The organism is Paraburkholderia sp., from assembly GCF_024281035.1.
Lineage (GTDB): Bacteria > Pseudomonadota > Gammaproteobacteria > Burkholderiales > Burkholderiaceae > Paraburkholderia.
This window is the reverse complement of record NZ_JAMXLH010000049.1, coordinates 1-14926: the sequence shown is the minus strand read 5'-3', so window position 1 is coordinate 14926 and position 14926 is coordinate 1. Positions and strand designations below refer to the sequence as shown.

Genomic DNA, 14926 nt, shown 5'->3' with positions numbered 1-14926 from the left:
CGCAAAACGGCCGCACGGCTCTCGCCCGGCAAGCACCCGACCGGCCCCGATCCAGGGCCAGCCGGTTCCGGACGTCCGGGTTCAGGCCCGGGCCTTTCCGGCGAGCAAGGTCGCCAGCGCCTGCAGTCCGTCGCGGTAGATCCCTTCAAAGAGGCGCGACGCTTCTTCATCGTCGACACCGTCGGGCGTGAACTCGCCGGACCAGTCGACCTGCGATGCGCGGCCACCTCCTACCTCCTTCACGTGCAACGTCGAGCAGTACCCCGTGACCGGAAAAGGCGCTTCGAGAATCGAATAGGTATAGCTGCGCGCGCGGTTATCGAATGCTTCCAGACGCTCGACGATCGTTTCGCCATTCGGGTTGGCGAGGCGTCGCACGCGGCCGCCCTCGCTCGATTCGCTGGACGGGATGTATGGAAGCCAGTCCGGCAGCGAGTTGAAGCCGCCGATCAGTTGCCACACGATATCGGGCGAAACGGGAATCTCGATGGATGCACTGGCCTGAGCCATTTCTCTCTCCTCAGGCGTTGGCCGGCAGCGGCGCGTTCGCCGCCACGAGACCTTGCTCGCGCAACTCGCGCCAGAAGTCCGCGGGAATGACTTCCTTGACGGCCGCGTGGTCTTCCGCGATGCGGGCCGGCTTGCTTGCGCCCGGAATCGCCGCCGCGACGACCGGGTTGGCCAGCACGAACTGCAGCGCCGCAGCCTTGACGCTCACCTTGTGGCGAGCGGCGACGGCCCTGATGCGTTCGACCTTCGCGAGAATCTCCGGCGACGCCTTCTGATATTCGAAGTTCGCGCCGCCCGCCAGCACGCCGGAACTGTACGGACCGCCGGCGACGATCTCGACGTTCTGCGCGGCGGCAGCCGGTATCAGGCGCTGCAACGCACGCTCGTGATCGAGCAGCGAGTAACGGCCGGCGAGCAGGAAGCCGTCCGGCTTCGACTCGGAGAGGTCGAGCAGCAGTTCGCACGGTTCGACGCGGTTCACGCCAAGTCCCCAGGCCTTGATGACGCCTTCGTCACGCAGTCGCGTCAGCGCACGGAAAGCACCCGTACGCGCCGATTCGAAGACCGCGAGCCATTCGTCGCCGTAGAAGTCCTGCGCGACGTCATGCACCCAGACGATATCCAGGCGGTCGGTATTCAGGCGCTTCAGGCTGTCTTCGACCGAGCGCAACGTGGCGTCGGCCGAATAGTCGTTGACGATCTTGTTAGGAAGGCCAAATTCGAACACGCCGCCTTTCTCGCCCAGATCGCGCGCGCTTGCATCCTCGATTTCATCGAGAATCACACGGCCGACTTTCGTGCTCAGCACGTATTCGTCGCGCCGATAGCCGGCAAGTGCTTTCCCGAGGCGGATTTCGGACAGGCCCGCGCCGTACAGGGGGGCCGTGTCGAAATAACGGACGCCCTGATCCCAGGCAGCCTTGACGGTCGCCAGTGCTTCGTCTTCCGGAATGTTCCGGAACATGTTGCCGAGCGGGGCTGTGCCAAAACCGAGCCGCGTACCTGCCGGCAACTTATCCTTGATACTCATCGATCTGCTCCTTGTGTTGAGTCGGTAGCGAGAGTCTAGGTTGCCAGACCAAGTCCGTCCAAGACATAATTAGACAGACTTGAGTCCCATGAGGTCTTATATGCTGGACATCCGCCAGTTGCATTATTTCGTGGCCGTCGCCGAAGAAGAGCACGTCGGCCGGGCTGCAGAACGGTTGCATATTTCGCAGTCGCCGCTCAGCCGCCAGATCGCCCAGCTCGAGGAACACCTCGGCTTGACACTGTTCGAGCGCTCGCAGCAGCGCATTCGTCTGACGACCGATGGACGGACATTTCTCGCCGAAACGCAGGCGTTTCTCACCCACGCGAAGCGCCTCGAAGCGCTCGCGCGGCGGCTGGGGCGCGGCGACGAAGGCGGTCTGTGTATCGGCTATCTGGAGAACGCGATGCACTCCGGCGTCCTGCCCAACGCGCTGCGGCAACTCCGCGAGGACAAGCCCGATGTGCACATCGCGCTCTACAACTACCAGTCGACCGAACAGCTCACGGGCCTGCGCCAGCGCAGCCTCGACATTGCACTCGTCTGCGATCCGCCACCGTCCGACGACCCGGATCTCGAAGCCGCACAGGTGCTTGACGACCCCATGCTGCTCGCGATTCCGGAGGGCCATCCGCTCGCCGACGCAAAACGCGTCACCCCTGAAGACCTGGCGGCGCAGAAGTGGATTGGCGTGATGCACACGGAAGGCGCGCTGCGGCACGACAACTTCATTGCAGCATGCGCGAAGGCGGGCTTCACGCCCGATATCGCGATGGAAGCGACCGAGCCGCTGGCTGCGCTCGGGCTCGTCGCCGCCGGCCTCGGGCTCACCATGATCCAGCAAAGCCTGCGCCATCAGGCGCCGGCCGGTGTTGTGCTGCGTGAGCTGTCGTGGTTCAGCTACCGCACGGCGCTTTGGGCCGCATGGCACAGGGTCAACCTGAGACCGCTTGTCGAACGCTTCCGCATAACACTGCTGCACTCCAGCGGCACGTTGCGGACATGAGCGGACAGTTCATAACGGCACCGGACATTCAAGCGCCGTGTCGAACCGGAGTCGCCCCCTGGATGGGGCAAAGTGCGGGTCATGCGCTCGCCCTGTTTTGCTGACGGAGGTCAAGAAATTGCGATACCTGGCGAGTGCCCGGCGCTTCGCCATGGCCGGACATGACATACTCGCTTTCTTACAGATGTAAGGTAATTCGCAATGAAAGCACTCACAACGAGGATTTTGACCGTCCTGGCCGCGGCAGCGATTGCAGCAACGACGTCTGGATGGGCAAGCGCGGCATCGCTTCATTCAGAGCACGACGGGGAGGTCGCGACCGCGCACAAGCTGGCGTTGAACCACGGGCGCAAGTGGGCGACCGACGAGACCCTGCGCAACGGCATGGCCCGTATTCGGGATTCCCTGGCGTCACAGCTCGCGGCAGCGCACGGAGGGGGGCTCGACGCTGCGAGCTATGGCAAGGTGTCCGGGAGCATCGAGGCTGAAATCAGCACCATCGTGGCCAACTGCACACTCGAACCCAAGGCCGATGCGATGCTGCACGGCGTGCTCGCCGATCTCATCGCGGCCAGTGACGTAATGGCCGGTAAAGTCGCGGCGCACTCGCCGGAACAAGGGCTGCGCCAGGCCGTCCTGGCTCTCAACGAATACGGTCGCTATTTCGACGATCCGGGCTTTCGTCCGCTGCGAAACGTCCACTGAGATACGGGGGGCGTTGCCTTTCCCGACTTCGTGGTCGCTCGCGTGACGCTAATGCGTCGAGACTGACTATCACTGGGATTGGCGCTTCCGGTGCCAATACACCGCTTCCAGGCCGAGGAGCGGTGATTCGAGTCCGTCCTGCCGCGCCGGAAACCATCCGTTTGGCACAAGGTTTACCGGGGCCCGTGCTACGCTTGGCATCGATCCGACACCCTTCGACGGAGAATGCGCGATGCAGACGATGCGAACCCGAACCACGCTTCATCTGATGGCCGCCGTGCTGCTTTCCACTAGCGTGTGCACGGCGCATGCGGCAAATCTCGGCTTTTTGCGCGACACGCCGGTCGCGGCGATGTCGCAACAGGACAACGCCGCGCTCATGAAGGTGCTGCGCGAATCGCTGGACCAGAAGGCGGACGGAGAATCGACGCAGTGGTCGTCCCAGGGGGTGAGTGGCGGCATTCGGGTCGACGCGACGGTCACGCCGGACCGCACCACTCATGACGGATCCCGTACCTGTCGCGAAACCAGCGTCGTTCTGCAATCCCGGGGCCAGTCGATGACATTGCACCCGCGTTTCTGTCGCGAGGGCGGCGGCGAATGGGTTTTTCAACGGACGCATTGAGCGAACCGTCGGTTTTGCCTGGCCGCCAGTAACACTGGAATACGTGACCGGACAGAAAGCCGCTTGATCGCTCAGTAGTTTTCCGGCGCCGCCGCCAGCCAGGCCAGCAGCGCCTTATGAAACGCCTGCGGATCCTGAATCTGCGGTGCATGACCCAGCTCGGGAAACTCGATGAGCGTCGCGTGCGGAATCGCCCGCTGCGCGGCTTTCGCGAGTTCCGGGTAGTGGCCGAGCTTCGCGCGCACTTCGGGCGGCGCGGCATCCTTGCCGATCGCTGTCGTGTCCTTGTCGCCGATCAGCAGCAGCGTCGGCATCTGCAACTGGCCGAACTCATAAACAACGGGCTGCGTGTAGATCATGTCGTAGAGCAGCGCCGAATCCCACGCCACCTGTTTCTTGCCGGGCCCGCGATACATCCCCGCCAGCATCTGCACCCACGGCTCGTATGAAGGCCGCCACTGCCCCGCGTAATACGTGGCCTGCTCGTAGCGGCGAATGCCGTCCGCGCTCGTTTTCAGCTCACGCGCATACCAGTCGTCGACGGATAGCGACGGCACGCCCAATGCCTTCCAGTCTTCGAGGCCGATCGGGTCCACGAGCACGAGTTGCTCCGTGTCCTTCGGATACATCAGCGCATAGCGAACGGCAAGCATGCCGCCCGTCGAATGGCCGATCATCGTCGCCCGCCCGACGCCGAGCGACGCAAGCAGCGCGTGTGTGTTGCGCGCGAGTTGCTGGAAGCTGAACTGATAAGCGGCGGGCTTGCTCGACTTGCAAAAGCCGATCTGGTCCGGCGCGATCACGCGGTAGCCCGCCGATGCCAGTTCGCCGATCGTCTGCTCCCAGGTCGCGGCGCAGAAGTTCTTGCCGTGCAGCAGGACGACCGTGCGGCCGTTGGGCTTCGTCGGCTGGACATCCATGTACGCCATGCGCAGCGACTGCCCCTGCGACGTGAACGTAAAGTCGTGAACCGTGTGCGGATAGCTGAAGCCTTCGAGTTCGGGACCGTAGGCGGGGCCATCGTCGGCCACGGCGGCGTGACTGAACGCAGCGGCGCAGCACACGGCAGCGAGGGCGGAAAGTTTGCGGATCAAGGTCATGAGCGGGGAAGCGTGTTGTTCGTCCGGTTCGTCGCCGGGTTGGTCGCCAAATGCGCCTATCGGGTGCGGCGAAGTACGCAGCACGCACCGCCAGCGATTCTAGCGGCGCGGCGCAGCGCCTGCGCCCAGACGCACAGAACCGCTCTGGCCTGAACATGCGGCAAGCGCTTCGCCGCGGGCCGATACGTCCCCGCAAGAGGCCGTCGCGACACACCACCGCAGTACGCGATTTCAATGCGTACCGCCAATTCGCATGACGCGCCATTCGGTGCTAGAACAATCTATACAGGCCAGGAAAAAACAATAGCGAGCATCGGCGGCGCGCAGACAAAACGCACACAAAACGCAGTCAAACGCGCCGGTCAATCCGGGGGCACAACAAGGAGACAGGAGACATCCATGGAAGCTCCGGCAAGCCTCAACGATCTGCAACGCACGACGCTCGCGATCGTGCTCGCGGGCGGGCGCGGCACGCGGCTCGGCCCGCTCACCGACAAGCGCGTCAAACCCGCCGTCTACTTCGGCGGCAAGTTCCGCATCATCGACTTCGCGCTGTCGAACTGCCTGAATTCGGGCATCCGCCGCATCGCCGTCGTCACGCAGTACAAGGCGCATTCGCTGTTGCGCCATCTGCAACGCGGCTGGGGTTTCCTGCGCGGCGAATTCAACGAGTTCCTCGACCTGTGGCCCGCACAGCAGCGCGTCGAAGGCGCGCACTGGTATCGCGGCACCGCAGACGCCGTCTACCAGAATCTCGACATCATCCGCTCCATCGCCCCGAAGTATGTGGTCGTGCTGGCAGGCGATCACGTCTACAAGATGGATTACACGCGCATGGTCGGCGACCACGCCGCAAGCGGCGCGGACTGCACCGTGGGCTGCATCGAGGTGCCGCGGCTCGAAGCGCGCGCATTCGGCGTCATGGCCGTCGACGAGTCGCGCCGCGTGACGGGCTTCGTCGAAAAGCCCGACGACCCGCCCGCCATGCCCGGCCGCCCCGACTCGGCGCTCGCGAGCATGGGCATCTACGTGTTCAACACGGACTACCTCATCAAGCTGCTCGAAGAGAACATCGCGATGTCGGCAACCGATCACGACTTCGGCAAGGACATCATTCCGCGCGTCGTCACCGAAGGCCATGCGATCGCGCATCCGTTCAGCCTATCGTGCGTCAGCTCGGACCCGAGCGCCGAGCCGTACTGGCGCGACGTCGGCACCATCGACGCCTACTGGTCCGCGAATCTCGACCTCGCCTCGACGATCCCGGCCCTCGATCTCTACGACCGCACCTGGCCGATCTGGACCTACCAGGAGCAGTTGCCGCCCGCGAAATTCGTCCGCGACCTGAACGGCCTGCAAGGCTCGGGCACGAACCTCATCGTCTGCGGCGGCTGTGTGATCTCGGGATCGCAGATTTCGCGCTCGGTGCTCTCGTCGAATGTCGTCGTGAAGTCGTTTTGCAACATTGCCGAGGCAGTCTTGTTACCGCAGGTCACGGTGGGCGCGAGCAGCCGGCTGCGCAAGGTCGTCGTCGACCGCGGCTGCACGATCCCGGACGGCACCGTGATCGGCGAAGACCCGGTGCGCGATGCGGAACGGTTCTATCGCACCGAAAGCGGCGTCGTGCTGGTCACGCAGGACGCGCTCACACGCGCACAGGGTGGAACATAGCGGCGAGGCGTGCCTGCGCGCCGTGCGAGCCCTGAGCACGCCGTGCGAACGTTGAACGCACCATGCGAGCCCTTGCACCCGCCGTGCAGCAACGAGCCCGCAGTGAGTCCGCGTTGAGCCCGCAGTGAACCTGAAACCGCCCCGAATGGCGTAGCAGAGCACCGAGAGGACACCCGCCCGATGACTATCCGCGTCCTGCACGTAGCCAGCGAACTCTATCCGCTTCTGAAGACCGGCGGACTGGCCGACGTTACCGCCGCCCTGCCCGCCGCGCTGATCGAACAGGGTGCGGACGCCCGCCTGCTACTGCCCGGCTTCGCGGGCATCGCCGACGGTCTTGCCGATCTGCGCCCCATCGCGCGGCTCGAACGAAGCTTCGGCGCGCGCGAGGCATCGCTCGAACTCGGCCGCGTGCCGGGCAGCGATCTACCGGTCTACATGATTCGCGCGGACGGCCTTTACGCGCGCCCGGGCAACCCCTATCTCGACGCCGCGCACGTACCCTATGGCGACAACGCCCAGCGCTTCGCGCTGCTCGGCTGGACGGCGGCGCAGCTCGCGCAGCACATCGATTCCGCGTGGGCGCCGCAGATCGTGCAGGCGCACGACTGGCACGCGGGCCTCGCGCCCGCCTACCTGCGCGCGGCGGCGCGCGAGCACGGTCTGCCGCCCGGACACGCGCACGCGCGCTCGGTCTTCACGATCCACAACCTCGCCTACCAGGGCATCTTCCCCGCGCAGCAGTTCGGCACCCTCGGCCTGCCCGCCGATTTTTTCGACATGCACGGCGTCGAGTTTTACGGCCAGCTTTCGTTTCTGAAAGCCGGTCTTTACTTCGCCGACAAGATCACGACCGTGAGCCCGACCTACGCGCACGAAATCCAGACCGTCGCCCAGGGCGGCGGACTCGAAGCGCTGCTGCGGGGACGCACGCACGATCTCATCGGGATTCTCAACGGCGTCGACTACGGCGTGTGGAACCCGGCCACCGACGAAACGATCGCCGCGCGCTATAGCGCCGATCACATGAGCGGCAAGCTGCGCTGCAAAACCGAGCTTCAGGCGCGCCTGAAGCTCGCGCAGAAGCACGATGCACCCTTGTTCGGCGTGGTGAGCCGCCTCACGGAACAAAAAGGCCTCGACCTGCTGCTCGCCGCGCTGCCCGAGATCGTCTCGCGCGGCGGCCAGTGCGTCGTGCTCGGCACCGGCGACGCGAGCCTCGAACAGGGCTTCGCGCGCGCGGCGCGCCAGCATCCCGAATCGGTTGCGGTCGAACTCGGTTTCGACGAGGCGCTCGCTCACGCGATCGTCGCGGGCGCCGACGTGATCGCCGTGCCCTCGCGCTTCGAGCCCTGCGGGCTCACGCAGATGTACGCGCTCGCGTACGGCGCGCTGCCGCTCGTGCATCGCGTGGGCGGCCTCGCGGACACCGTCGTAGACGCATCCCTCGAAAATCTCGCCGACGCGCTCGCCACCGGCTTCGTCTTCGAGCGCTTCGAACCCGACGCGCTCACAGCCGCCATTCGCCGCGCCTTCGCGCTCTACGCGCGCAGCCGCGACTGGCGCGATACGCGCGAGCGCGCGATGCGCAAGGATTTCGGCTGGGCCGTGTCGGCGCAGCGCTACATGGCGCTCTATCGCGAGCTCGTCTGACGCACGCGCACATCGCCCGCACATCACCTCTTTGACCGCTTCGGCGCAACAGCGTCCACACAAGCCGGTCGACTGCTTGTGCCCAATTCGGTTATCGTTGCTGCAATGCACTCTGCGTGCGATGCGCACGACCCGCTTGCTGCCGTCGTTGCTCGCCGCCGCAATAGCGCTGCAAACTCGCTGCCATGTTGCTGAAATAGCGCTGCCATGTTGGTGAAATAGCGCTACCAGCGGGCCCGAATCCAACGGATCCACCATGAACAATGTCCTGAGCATCCAGTCCCACGTCGTATTCGGCCACGCGGGCAACAGCGCCGCCGTGTTCCCGATGCGGCGACTCGGCGTCAACGTCTGGCCGCTCAACACCGTGCAGTTCTCCAATCACACGCAATACGGCCACTGGACCGGCAGCGCGATCGACGCGGACCAGTTGGCCAGCCTCGTCGACGGCATCGGCGCAATCGGCGTGCTGCCGCGTTGCGACGCCGTGCTCTCGGGCTACCTCGGCGCGCCCGACCAGGCGCAGGCCGTGATCGACATCGTGCGCGCGGTGAAAGCGGCCAACCCCCATGCGCAGTACTTCTGCGACCCGGTGATGGGCACGGCGACCGGCTGCAAGGTACAGCCCGGCATCGAGGAATTTCTCGTCTCGCACATGCCCGAAGTCGCCGACGCATTGATGCCGAACCACAGCGAACTGCAGCGCCTCGTGGGCCGCGAGATCGAGACCGCCGAGGAAGCCGTGGCCGCATGCCGCGAACTGCTGCGGCGCGGCCCGAAAGTGATCCTCGTGAAGCAGCTCCTCGACCGCAATAGTCCCGCCAACCGTTTCAACATGCTCGTCGTGACCGAGCGCGAAGCGTGGCTCGCGCAGCGTCCGTTCTATCCGTTCGCGCGCCAGCCGGTTGGCGTCGGCGATGTGACGAGCGCCGTGTTCGTGGCCCGGCTCATGCTCGGCGACGCGCTGCGCCCGGCGTTCGAGCATACGGTCGCGGCCGTGAACGCCGTGGTCAAGGCGACGTGGGACGCGGGCCGCTACGAGCTGGAGATCGTCGCCGCGCAGGACCAGATCGCACGGCCGCGCGAGTGGTTCGACGCGTGGGCCGCCGATGCGGCGTGAAGTCGCGTGACCTGCGCGCGTGACCTGCGCGTGTGACCTGCGCGTGTGACCTGCGCGTGTGACATGCACGTGTGACCTGCACGCGGGATCGTGTGACGACGCGTTGCATGGCGTGGCAGCGCGCGGCCTATAATGCGGGCCGCGCACGGTGCGCACCTTGATTGAAGATTGAAGAGATTGACCGATGTCCGACCCGATCCGCAGCGAACAGGAAGAGTATTTCGAGCAGCTTTGCCTTGCCGTCGACGCAGGCGAAACCCACGAACAGGAAGCGATCGAATACTTCGAGACGCAAAGCCACGAGCACGACTTCGACGCCGCGCAATGGCTCGATATCGCGCTGTATCACGCGCCTGAAGTGGCGCGCGGCGTCATCGACTTCGTCGACGAGCGCGACCGTGCGCGCAGCGCGATTGCGCAGACGATCGCGGACAACCTCGACATCGCGTACGGCGACGACGACTGCGAGCGTTTTGCCGAGACGCTGCGCTTCGCACTCGCCAACGGCGTGCCGGTCGATCTCGACGTGGTGCTCGACGGCTGCAACCGCGCGCTCGACGATCTCGAAGACTGGGCCAACGAAGACACGAAGGCGCCGCTCGTGCAGCTTCGCGAAGCCGTGCTGGAGATGCAGGCGGGCTAATCAGTCGAGCCAGCCGGTCACCCGCCCTGCGCGCGCACGACGATCTGCGCGTGTGTATCGCGCTGGATGCGCACGAGCGCGTCGCGCATCTGCGCGAATTCCGCCGCCGAACACATCTGATGGCCGAAGTGCGCCTTCAGGTGGCGCACGATCTGCACCGTGCGCGAGAGCGGATCGAACAGGTAATGCGCCGCGTACGCGAGCGCGCCGCCTGCCTTACCCTCCTCTTCGTCCCCGCCCTGAACGCTCACATCGTGCGGCACGTCGGTCACCCGCACGTTCGCAGGCAACTGCATTTGCGCGGACTCGTCGTAATCGCCGCTCACGCAGGCCCACGGCTGCGTGCGGTGCGGCTGCGCGAGCCACGCGTCGATCCGCGTGGCGATGCCGCCCGCCAGGCTCGATAGCGCCGGTAGCGCAGTAGTGCCCTCGGGCCAGACGAAATGATCGAGCGTCCCCTCGGTCGTCGTCGAGAACGGGCCGGACGTCGCGTCGGGTGCGCTCGTCGCGATCTGCGCCTCGCCCGTGAGGCCGGTGAGCCGCAGACGCAGCATCGCAACCTGCTGCGCCTCCTTGGGCGTCGCGCGGCGAAACGTGTTGCGCTCGGGCTCCGCGCCCGCGCCGTCGTCCTCCACGTGATAGCGGTACACCGATTCGCCCTCGCGTCCCACATCGATGGCGAGCCACGCGCTGCGCGCATGCGGCTGTGTCGCGGGCGTGCGGACCAGCACGCCGTCGTCGACGAGCAGCGCCGGTCGATCCATCACACTCGCCGGTAGATAGCCGAAGGCGACGCTGCCCGACGACGTGTCCGCGAACACACCGAGATCGGGCAGCCACGCGATCACGTGATTGATTGCGTCCGCACCGTAGCCGGGCACGTCGGGCAGCGTATAGACGGGGCCGAGGTGCACCAGCGCCGCCTCGGCACGGATGCCCGCCGCCGCGAGCAGCGCGGTGAAGAGCGCCACATGGTCCTTGCAGTCGCCGTAGCGGTTGCGCAGGACATCGACGGCGCGATGCGGCACCGCCTGGGTTTCGCCGAGGAACAGCGCCACATAGCGGATGTTCAGGCGCATCCAGTCGTAGATGCGGGCCGCCGCTTCGCGCGGGTCGCGCGCACCGGCCGTGAGCGCCTGTGCCAGCGCGGCAATCGAAGGATCGGTCGCACTCGGATCGGCGGCCGCCTCGCGGTAGAGCGCGGCGAAAGCTGCGAAGCTCGGCACCGTCGTCACCATCAGGCGGTCGCCCCAGTTCGCGTAGGCCACCGCGCCCGGTTCGAGCAGCGCATACGGACCATGGCTGTAATCGAAGGTGTAGCGCGTGCGTCCGTTCACAGTGACCGGTGCGAGCGCAACGTAGCCGCGCGCATCGACGTGCAGCGGCAGATCGGCGGGAAGATCGAAGATGAGCCGCTGAAATTCGACGGGCTCGCCCGACGGTTCGACGAAATACGAAAACGCGCCTGCCTGCAGCGGTTTCGCGCGGCGCTTGCCGAACGTGAGACGCACCTGCGAGCCTGGCCGCACGCCCGGGTAGACGACCGTGCGCAGCACGCCGTCCTGGAAGGTCGGCGCGCCCGCCGAGCGCGGTTCCTGCACGTCGCGGATCCCCTGTGCGCCGACCGGATGAACCGTGCCCTCGGGGTCGATGGTCTGCGCCGATAGTGACGTGATCGCTTCGACATCCTTATTGAACCAGACGTAGCGCTGCGCCACCTCATCGACGCCCGCTCGCGTGTTGGCGCGCATCACGTTGTCGTCGTGTTCGGCGATGGAGCCGTCTTCCTGCACGACGAACAGATGCACGTCGCGCACAATCGTGGCCGGTGCGGCGTCTGCCGAATTCGCCTGATCCTGCGCTTGATCCCCCGCGCCCTGCGCCTGTGCGACGCTCGCGGCCAGTACCGTACCCAACACTGCGCCCAGCATGCACGCAAGCCGCGCCGCAAACGCGCATCTACGTCCGGCCATATTGCGCGCGCGTATGCGCCGCGCCGGGCCACGAGGTTGCCGCGAGCCGCCGCGCGCGTTCTTCTGCACGCCAGGCGCGGGGACTCGCACCGAACTCGGCGCGAAACGCGGCATTGAAGTTCGACACGTCGTTAAAGCCGCTCGCAAACGCGATATCGACGATCTTCGTGTCTTCGCTGGCAAGCCGCAGTGCCGCGCCACGCAAGCGCGCGCGCAGCAGATACTGATGCGGCGTCACGCCCGCCACCGCCGAGAAGGTCCGCAGGAAGTAGAACTCGCTCACACCCGCCGCCGCGGCAAGGCTGGCGAGCGAGTGATCAGCGTCGGGCGTCTCGTCGATCAGGCGCAACGCCGCCACGACGCGCGCGCGAGCCGATGCTGGCTGTGCCACCGTGGCCGCGCCGTGCGCATCCTTGCCGCTCGCGGCAACCTGCAGCGTCGCGACCGCGAGTCCCAGCGCAAGTTCGTCCCACGCATCCCACGCTTCAAGCGCGGCGGCCGCTTCGGCCTGCACGTTCGCACAGGCACGCGCAACAAGGGGCGCGAGCGCGCGCAGCGGCGGCACGCGCGGGGCCGTCCAGCTACGCGCACCGTGCGCGAGACCCGCCGCGGCAGCCTGCTCGTCAAGCCAGTCGGGATCGTAGTGGAAGGAGATGCAGCGGTCGCCCGCCGCGTGGCGGTGGCCGCACTCGAAGCATTCGCCCGTGCGGCCGAGCATCAAGGCGCCGGGTGTCAGCAGCGCAGCGCCGCTGCTGCTGCTGCGATAGTCGAACGCGCCCGCTGCGACGATGGCGAGACACGCGCTCGTATGGCGCTCTTCAAAGGGCCGGTCGCGCGGCCCGAGCGTACAGACGACATCTTCGACCGACCATTGCGCACCTGTGGCAAGCGCGACACCAATGGGCGGCCTGTTGGTACCCTCGGTACCGTCGCGCTCGCGCTGAACGAGCGCGCGTTTCAGTGGAGCAGCGAGAGCATGCACGGCGACCTCGCGAGACGATGGCTACGATTTTTGTTGTAGCACATCGACGCGCGCGGCGTAGCGCGCACAAACGTCAGTCGCGCCAGTCACGCGCTTGAGCGCCCGGCAGTCACTCTTCTCCGAGGCGCGCGAGCAGCGCGTGGAGCCTGGTCACGTGACGCAGCAGCAATTCACGATGCTTCTCGATCTGTTCGAGCCGGCCCGCGAGATCGGCGCACACGCGTTCGTCGGGTTCGGCCGCCGCGATCACGTCCTCGACGCGTGCGCGCATGACGCCGGGATCGACGGGCGGCACGCTCAGGTAGCGTTCGAGCTTGCGCACGTCCTGCACGGCCAGATCGCGCATCTTGCGCACGCCCGCCATGCGGCGGTGCGAGTCCGTGCCTGCGGCAGCGTCGTCGCGCCTGGCCGGGGCCGTCTGCCCGAAGATCGGCTCCGCGCGCAGCACCGGCGGTTTGCGCACCGGGTGCGCCGTGCCGCGAAAGCGTGCCCGGGGCCGCTCGTTGTCGATCGACGCGCGTGCCGCAGGCGGCACCTCGTCCGCGCTGTGCGGCACGTCCAACCAGCCCTCGGGCAAGCCCGTCACCGCTTCGACGCCGCGTACGAATTCACCGCTGAAGGCCCGCTGCCCCGAGAGAAGCAGCTTCATGTAGCTTTCGGAGAACGTCATCATGCGCGCGAGCCGTGTGGCCGCGCCCACTTGCCGGGTCAGGAGCGCAAGATTCGCGCGCCACACGGGCATGAGCGTTGCGCCGGTATCGTCCATTGCTCGGATCCTCCCTGGTTCGTGCGCACGCGCCATGCGCCCCATCCGGAAACCATGGAAACGGCAGGGCTCGCGTGCGCCGGGCCGGTGACTGAAGGTTAGTCGTTTCGTGCGATCGCGCGCAATCTACGTAACAGGTGCTTACCAGGTGCGTACGAGGCGCGCTCGCCAGTCAGGGAGCGAGAAAGAGAAAGAGAAAAAGAGGAACGGATGCGCGGCCGAGGGGCAGGATGGCGGCCGGAAAAGCAGGTATTTGAGCCAGACGGACGCGGCTCGAACAGGCTAGAAATGCCCGGTGAACCGATACCGGCTGCCCGGGTGCCAGAGATTGGCCACCGACGCGACAATCCCGCGCGACCAGGTGCGCCGGTGCAGGACGAGGCACGGCTCGGCCTCGCCCATCGCGAGGTGCGCGCGCGTGTCGCCTTCCGGCGCGAGCGCCTCGATCCGGTACTCCACGCGCTGTAACGGCGCAACGCGCACGAGATACTGGTTCGGCGTAATGTGCGCGAAATCCTGCTCCGCGTAGCCGGGCGCGGCCGATGGATTGACCCAGCGCTCTTCGAGCTGCACAGGCTCGTCGTTCTCGAAGTGCAGCACGCGCGAGTGGAACACGGTGTCGGTCGCGCCGATCTGCATTTCACCGGCAAGCCACCCGTTCGCGCGCAGCGCACCGACCTCGATCACATCCGCGCGGTAGCGGTGGCCGCGTGCAACGATTTCGTCGGAGATGCTGCGGATCGCCACCAGCGTCGATTCGTATTTCGGCCGCGCGACGAAGGTGCCCGCGCCCTGCACGCGCGTGAGCACCTGCTCGGCGCTCAACTCGCGCAGCGCGCGGTTCACGGTCATGCGGGCGACCTTGAATTCGCGCGCCAACTCGTTCTCCGACGGCACCTGATCGCCCTCGCACCACTCGCCCGAATCGATGCGCGTGAGGATGAAGTCCTTGATGCCCTGGTAAGCGGGGGCGGTCATCGCGCGGCCAGGCGCCCGTTATGCAGCAGCTTCGGAATCGAACGCAAGCGGGCTGTGCGCCGCAATCGCGCCGCCCTGCACCAGCCGCGTGACCGCCGCGATATCCGGCGCGAAATAGCGGTCGAGATCGTAATGCGGCACCTCGCTGCGCACGGACTCCATCA

14 protein-coding genes are annotated in these 14926 nt (G+C 66.3%); 7 read left to right on the top strand and 7 right to left on the bottom strand.

Annotation, left to right across the window (positions count from 1 at the left end; genetic code table 11):
- Nucleotides 1-81: 81 nt before the first annotated feature.
- Nucleotides 82-510, bottom strand: a complete 429-nt coding sequence (locus Q0L30_RS15725; RefSeq protein ID WP_296658088.1) for an SRPBCC family protein — start codon at nucleotides 508-510, stop codon at nucleotides 82-84.
- Nucleotides 511-520: 10 nt separating this feature from the next.
- Complete coding sequence (locus tag Q0L30_RS15720) at nucleotides 521-1540, bottom strand: aldo/keto reductase (protein ID WP_296658087.1); 1020 nt, start codon at nucleotides 1538-1540, stop codon at nucleotides 521-523.
- Between the two features lie 100 nt (nucleotides 1541-1640).
- Between Q0L30_RS15720 and Q0L30_RS15715 the strand changes: the two genes are divergently transcribed.
- From Q0L30_RS15715 to Q0L30_RS15705, 3 genes are all read left to right on the top strand, one after another.
- On the top strand, nucleotides 1641-2546 hold the full coding sequence (locus tag Q0L30_RS15715) for a LysR substrate-binding domain-containing protein (protein ID WP_296658085.1): 906 nt from the start codon (nucleotides 1641-1643) through the stop codon (nucleotides 2544-2546).
- A 201-nt stretch (nucleotides 2547-2747) separates the two neighbouring features.
- Nucleotides 2748-3251: a hypothetical protein gene (locus tag Q0L30_RS15710; RefSeq protein ID WP_296658084.1), complete on the top strand. Its 504-nt coding sequence runs from the start codon at nucleotides 2748-2750 to the stop codon at nucleotides 3249-3251.
- Nucleotides 3252-3519: 268 nt separating this feature from the next.
- On the top strand, nucleotides 3520-3876 hold the full coding sequence (locus tag Q0L30_RS15705) for a hypothetical protein (RefSeq protein WP_296658077.1): 357 nt from the start codon (nucleotides 3520-3522) through the stop codon (nucleotides 3874-3876).
- A 71-nt stretch (nucleotides 3877-3947) separates the two neighbouring features.
- Here Q0L30_RS15705 and Q0L30_RS15700 read toward each other — a convergent pair whose 3' ends face one another.
- Nucleotides 3948-4976, bottom strand: a complete 1029-nt coding sequence (locus Q0L30_RS15700) for an alpha/beta hydrolase (RefSeq protein ID WP_296658075.1) — start codon at nucleotides 4974-4976, stop codon at nucleotides 3948-3950.
- Between the two features lie 399 nt (nucleotides 4977-5375).
- Here Q0L30_RS15700 and glgC point away from each other — a divergent pair, with 399 nt between their 5' ends.
- From glgC to Q0L30_RS15680, 4 genes are all read left to right on the top strand, one after another.
- Nucleotides 5376-6647, top strand: a complete 1272-nt coding sequence (gene glgC / locus Q0L30_RS15695; RefSeq protein ID WP_296658073.1) for a glucose-1-phosphate adenylyltransferase — start codon at nucleotides 5376-5378, stop codon at nucleotides 6645-6647.
- Nucleotides 6648-6827: 180 nt separating this feature from the next.
- Nucleotides 6828-8300 (top strand): glycogen synthase GlgA, encoded by a 1473-nt coding sequence (gene glgA / locus Q0L30_RS15690; RefSeq protein ID WP_296658072.1) that lies wholly within the window; start codon nucleotides 6828-6830, stop codon nucleotides 8298-8300.
- A gap of 256 nt (nucleotides 8301-8556) precedes the next feature.
- Nucleotides 8557-9420 (top strand): pyridoxal kinase PdxY, encoded by an 864-nt coding sequence (gene pdxY, locus Q0L30_RS15685; protein WP_296658069.1) that lies wholly within the window; start codon nucleotides 8557-8559, stop codon nucleotides 9418-9420.
- A gap of 184 nt (nucleotides 9421-9604) precedes the next feature.
- A complete protein-coding gene (locus Q0L30_RS15680; protein WP_296658068.1) occupies nucleotides 9605-10063 on the top strand; it encodes a hypothetical protein in 459 nt (152 codons plus the stop codon).
- Between the two features lie 17 nt (nucleotides 10064-10080).
- On the opposite strand, the gene Q0L30_RS15675 is transcribed toward Q0L30_RS15680, so the two are convergent.
- The 4 genes from Q0L30_RS15675 to hutC all read right to left on the bottom strand — a co-directional run bounded on the left by Q0L30_RS15675 (nucleotide 10081) and on the right by hutC (nucleotide 14762).
- Nucleotides 10081-12036: a DUF3857 domain-containing transglutaminase family protein gene (locus Q0L30_RS15675; RefSeq protein WP_296658066.1), complete on the bottom strand. Its 1956-nt coding sequence runs from the start codon at nucleotides 12034-12036 to the stop codon at nucleotides 10081-10083.
- The gene (locus Q0L30_RS15670; protein ID WP_296658064.1) at nucleotides 12023-13018 is read right to left on the bottom strand and encodes a helix-turn-helix transcriptional regulator; all 996 of its coding nucleotides are present in this window, start codon (nucleotides 13016-13018) and stop codon (nucleotides 12023-12025) included. Before Q0L30_RS15670 ends, Q0L30_RS15675 begins: the two co-directional genes overlap by 14 nt.
- A gap of 109 nt (nucleotides 13019-13127) precedes the next feature.
- The gene (locus Q0L30_RS15665) at nucleotides 13128-13784 is read right to left on the bottom strand and encodes a hypothetical protein (RefSeq protein WP_296658062.1); all 657 of its coding nucleotides are present in this window, start codon (nucleotides 13782-13784) and stop codon (nucleotides 13128-13130) included.
- 282 nt (nucleotides 13785-14066) lie between these two features.
- Nucleotides 14067-14762 carry a histidine utilization repressor gene (gene hutC, locus Q0L30_RS15660; RefSeq protein WP_296658059.1) on the bottom strand — a complete coding sequence of 232 codons (696 nt, stop codon included), beginning with the start codon at nucleotides 14760-14762 and terminating at the stop codon, nucleotides 14067-14069.
- Between the last annotated feature and the right edge of the window lie 164 nt (nucleotides 14763-14926).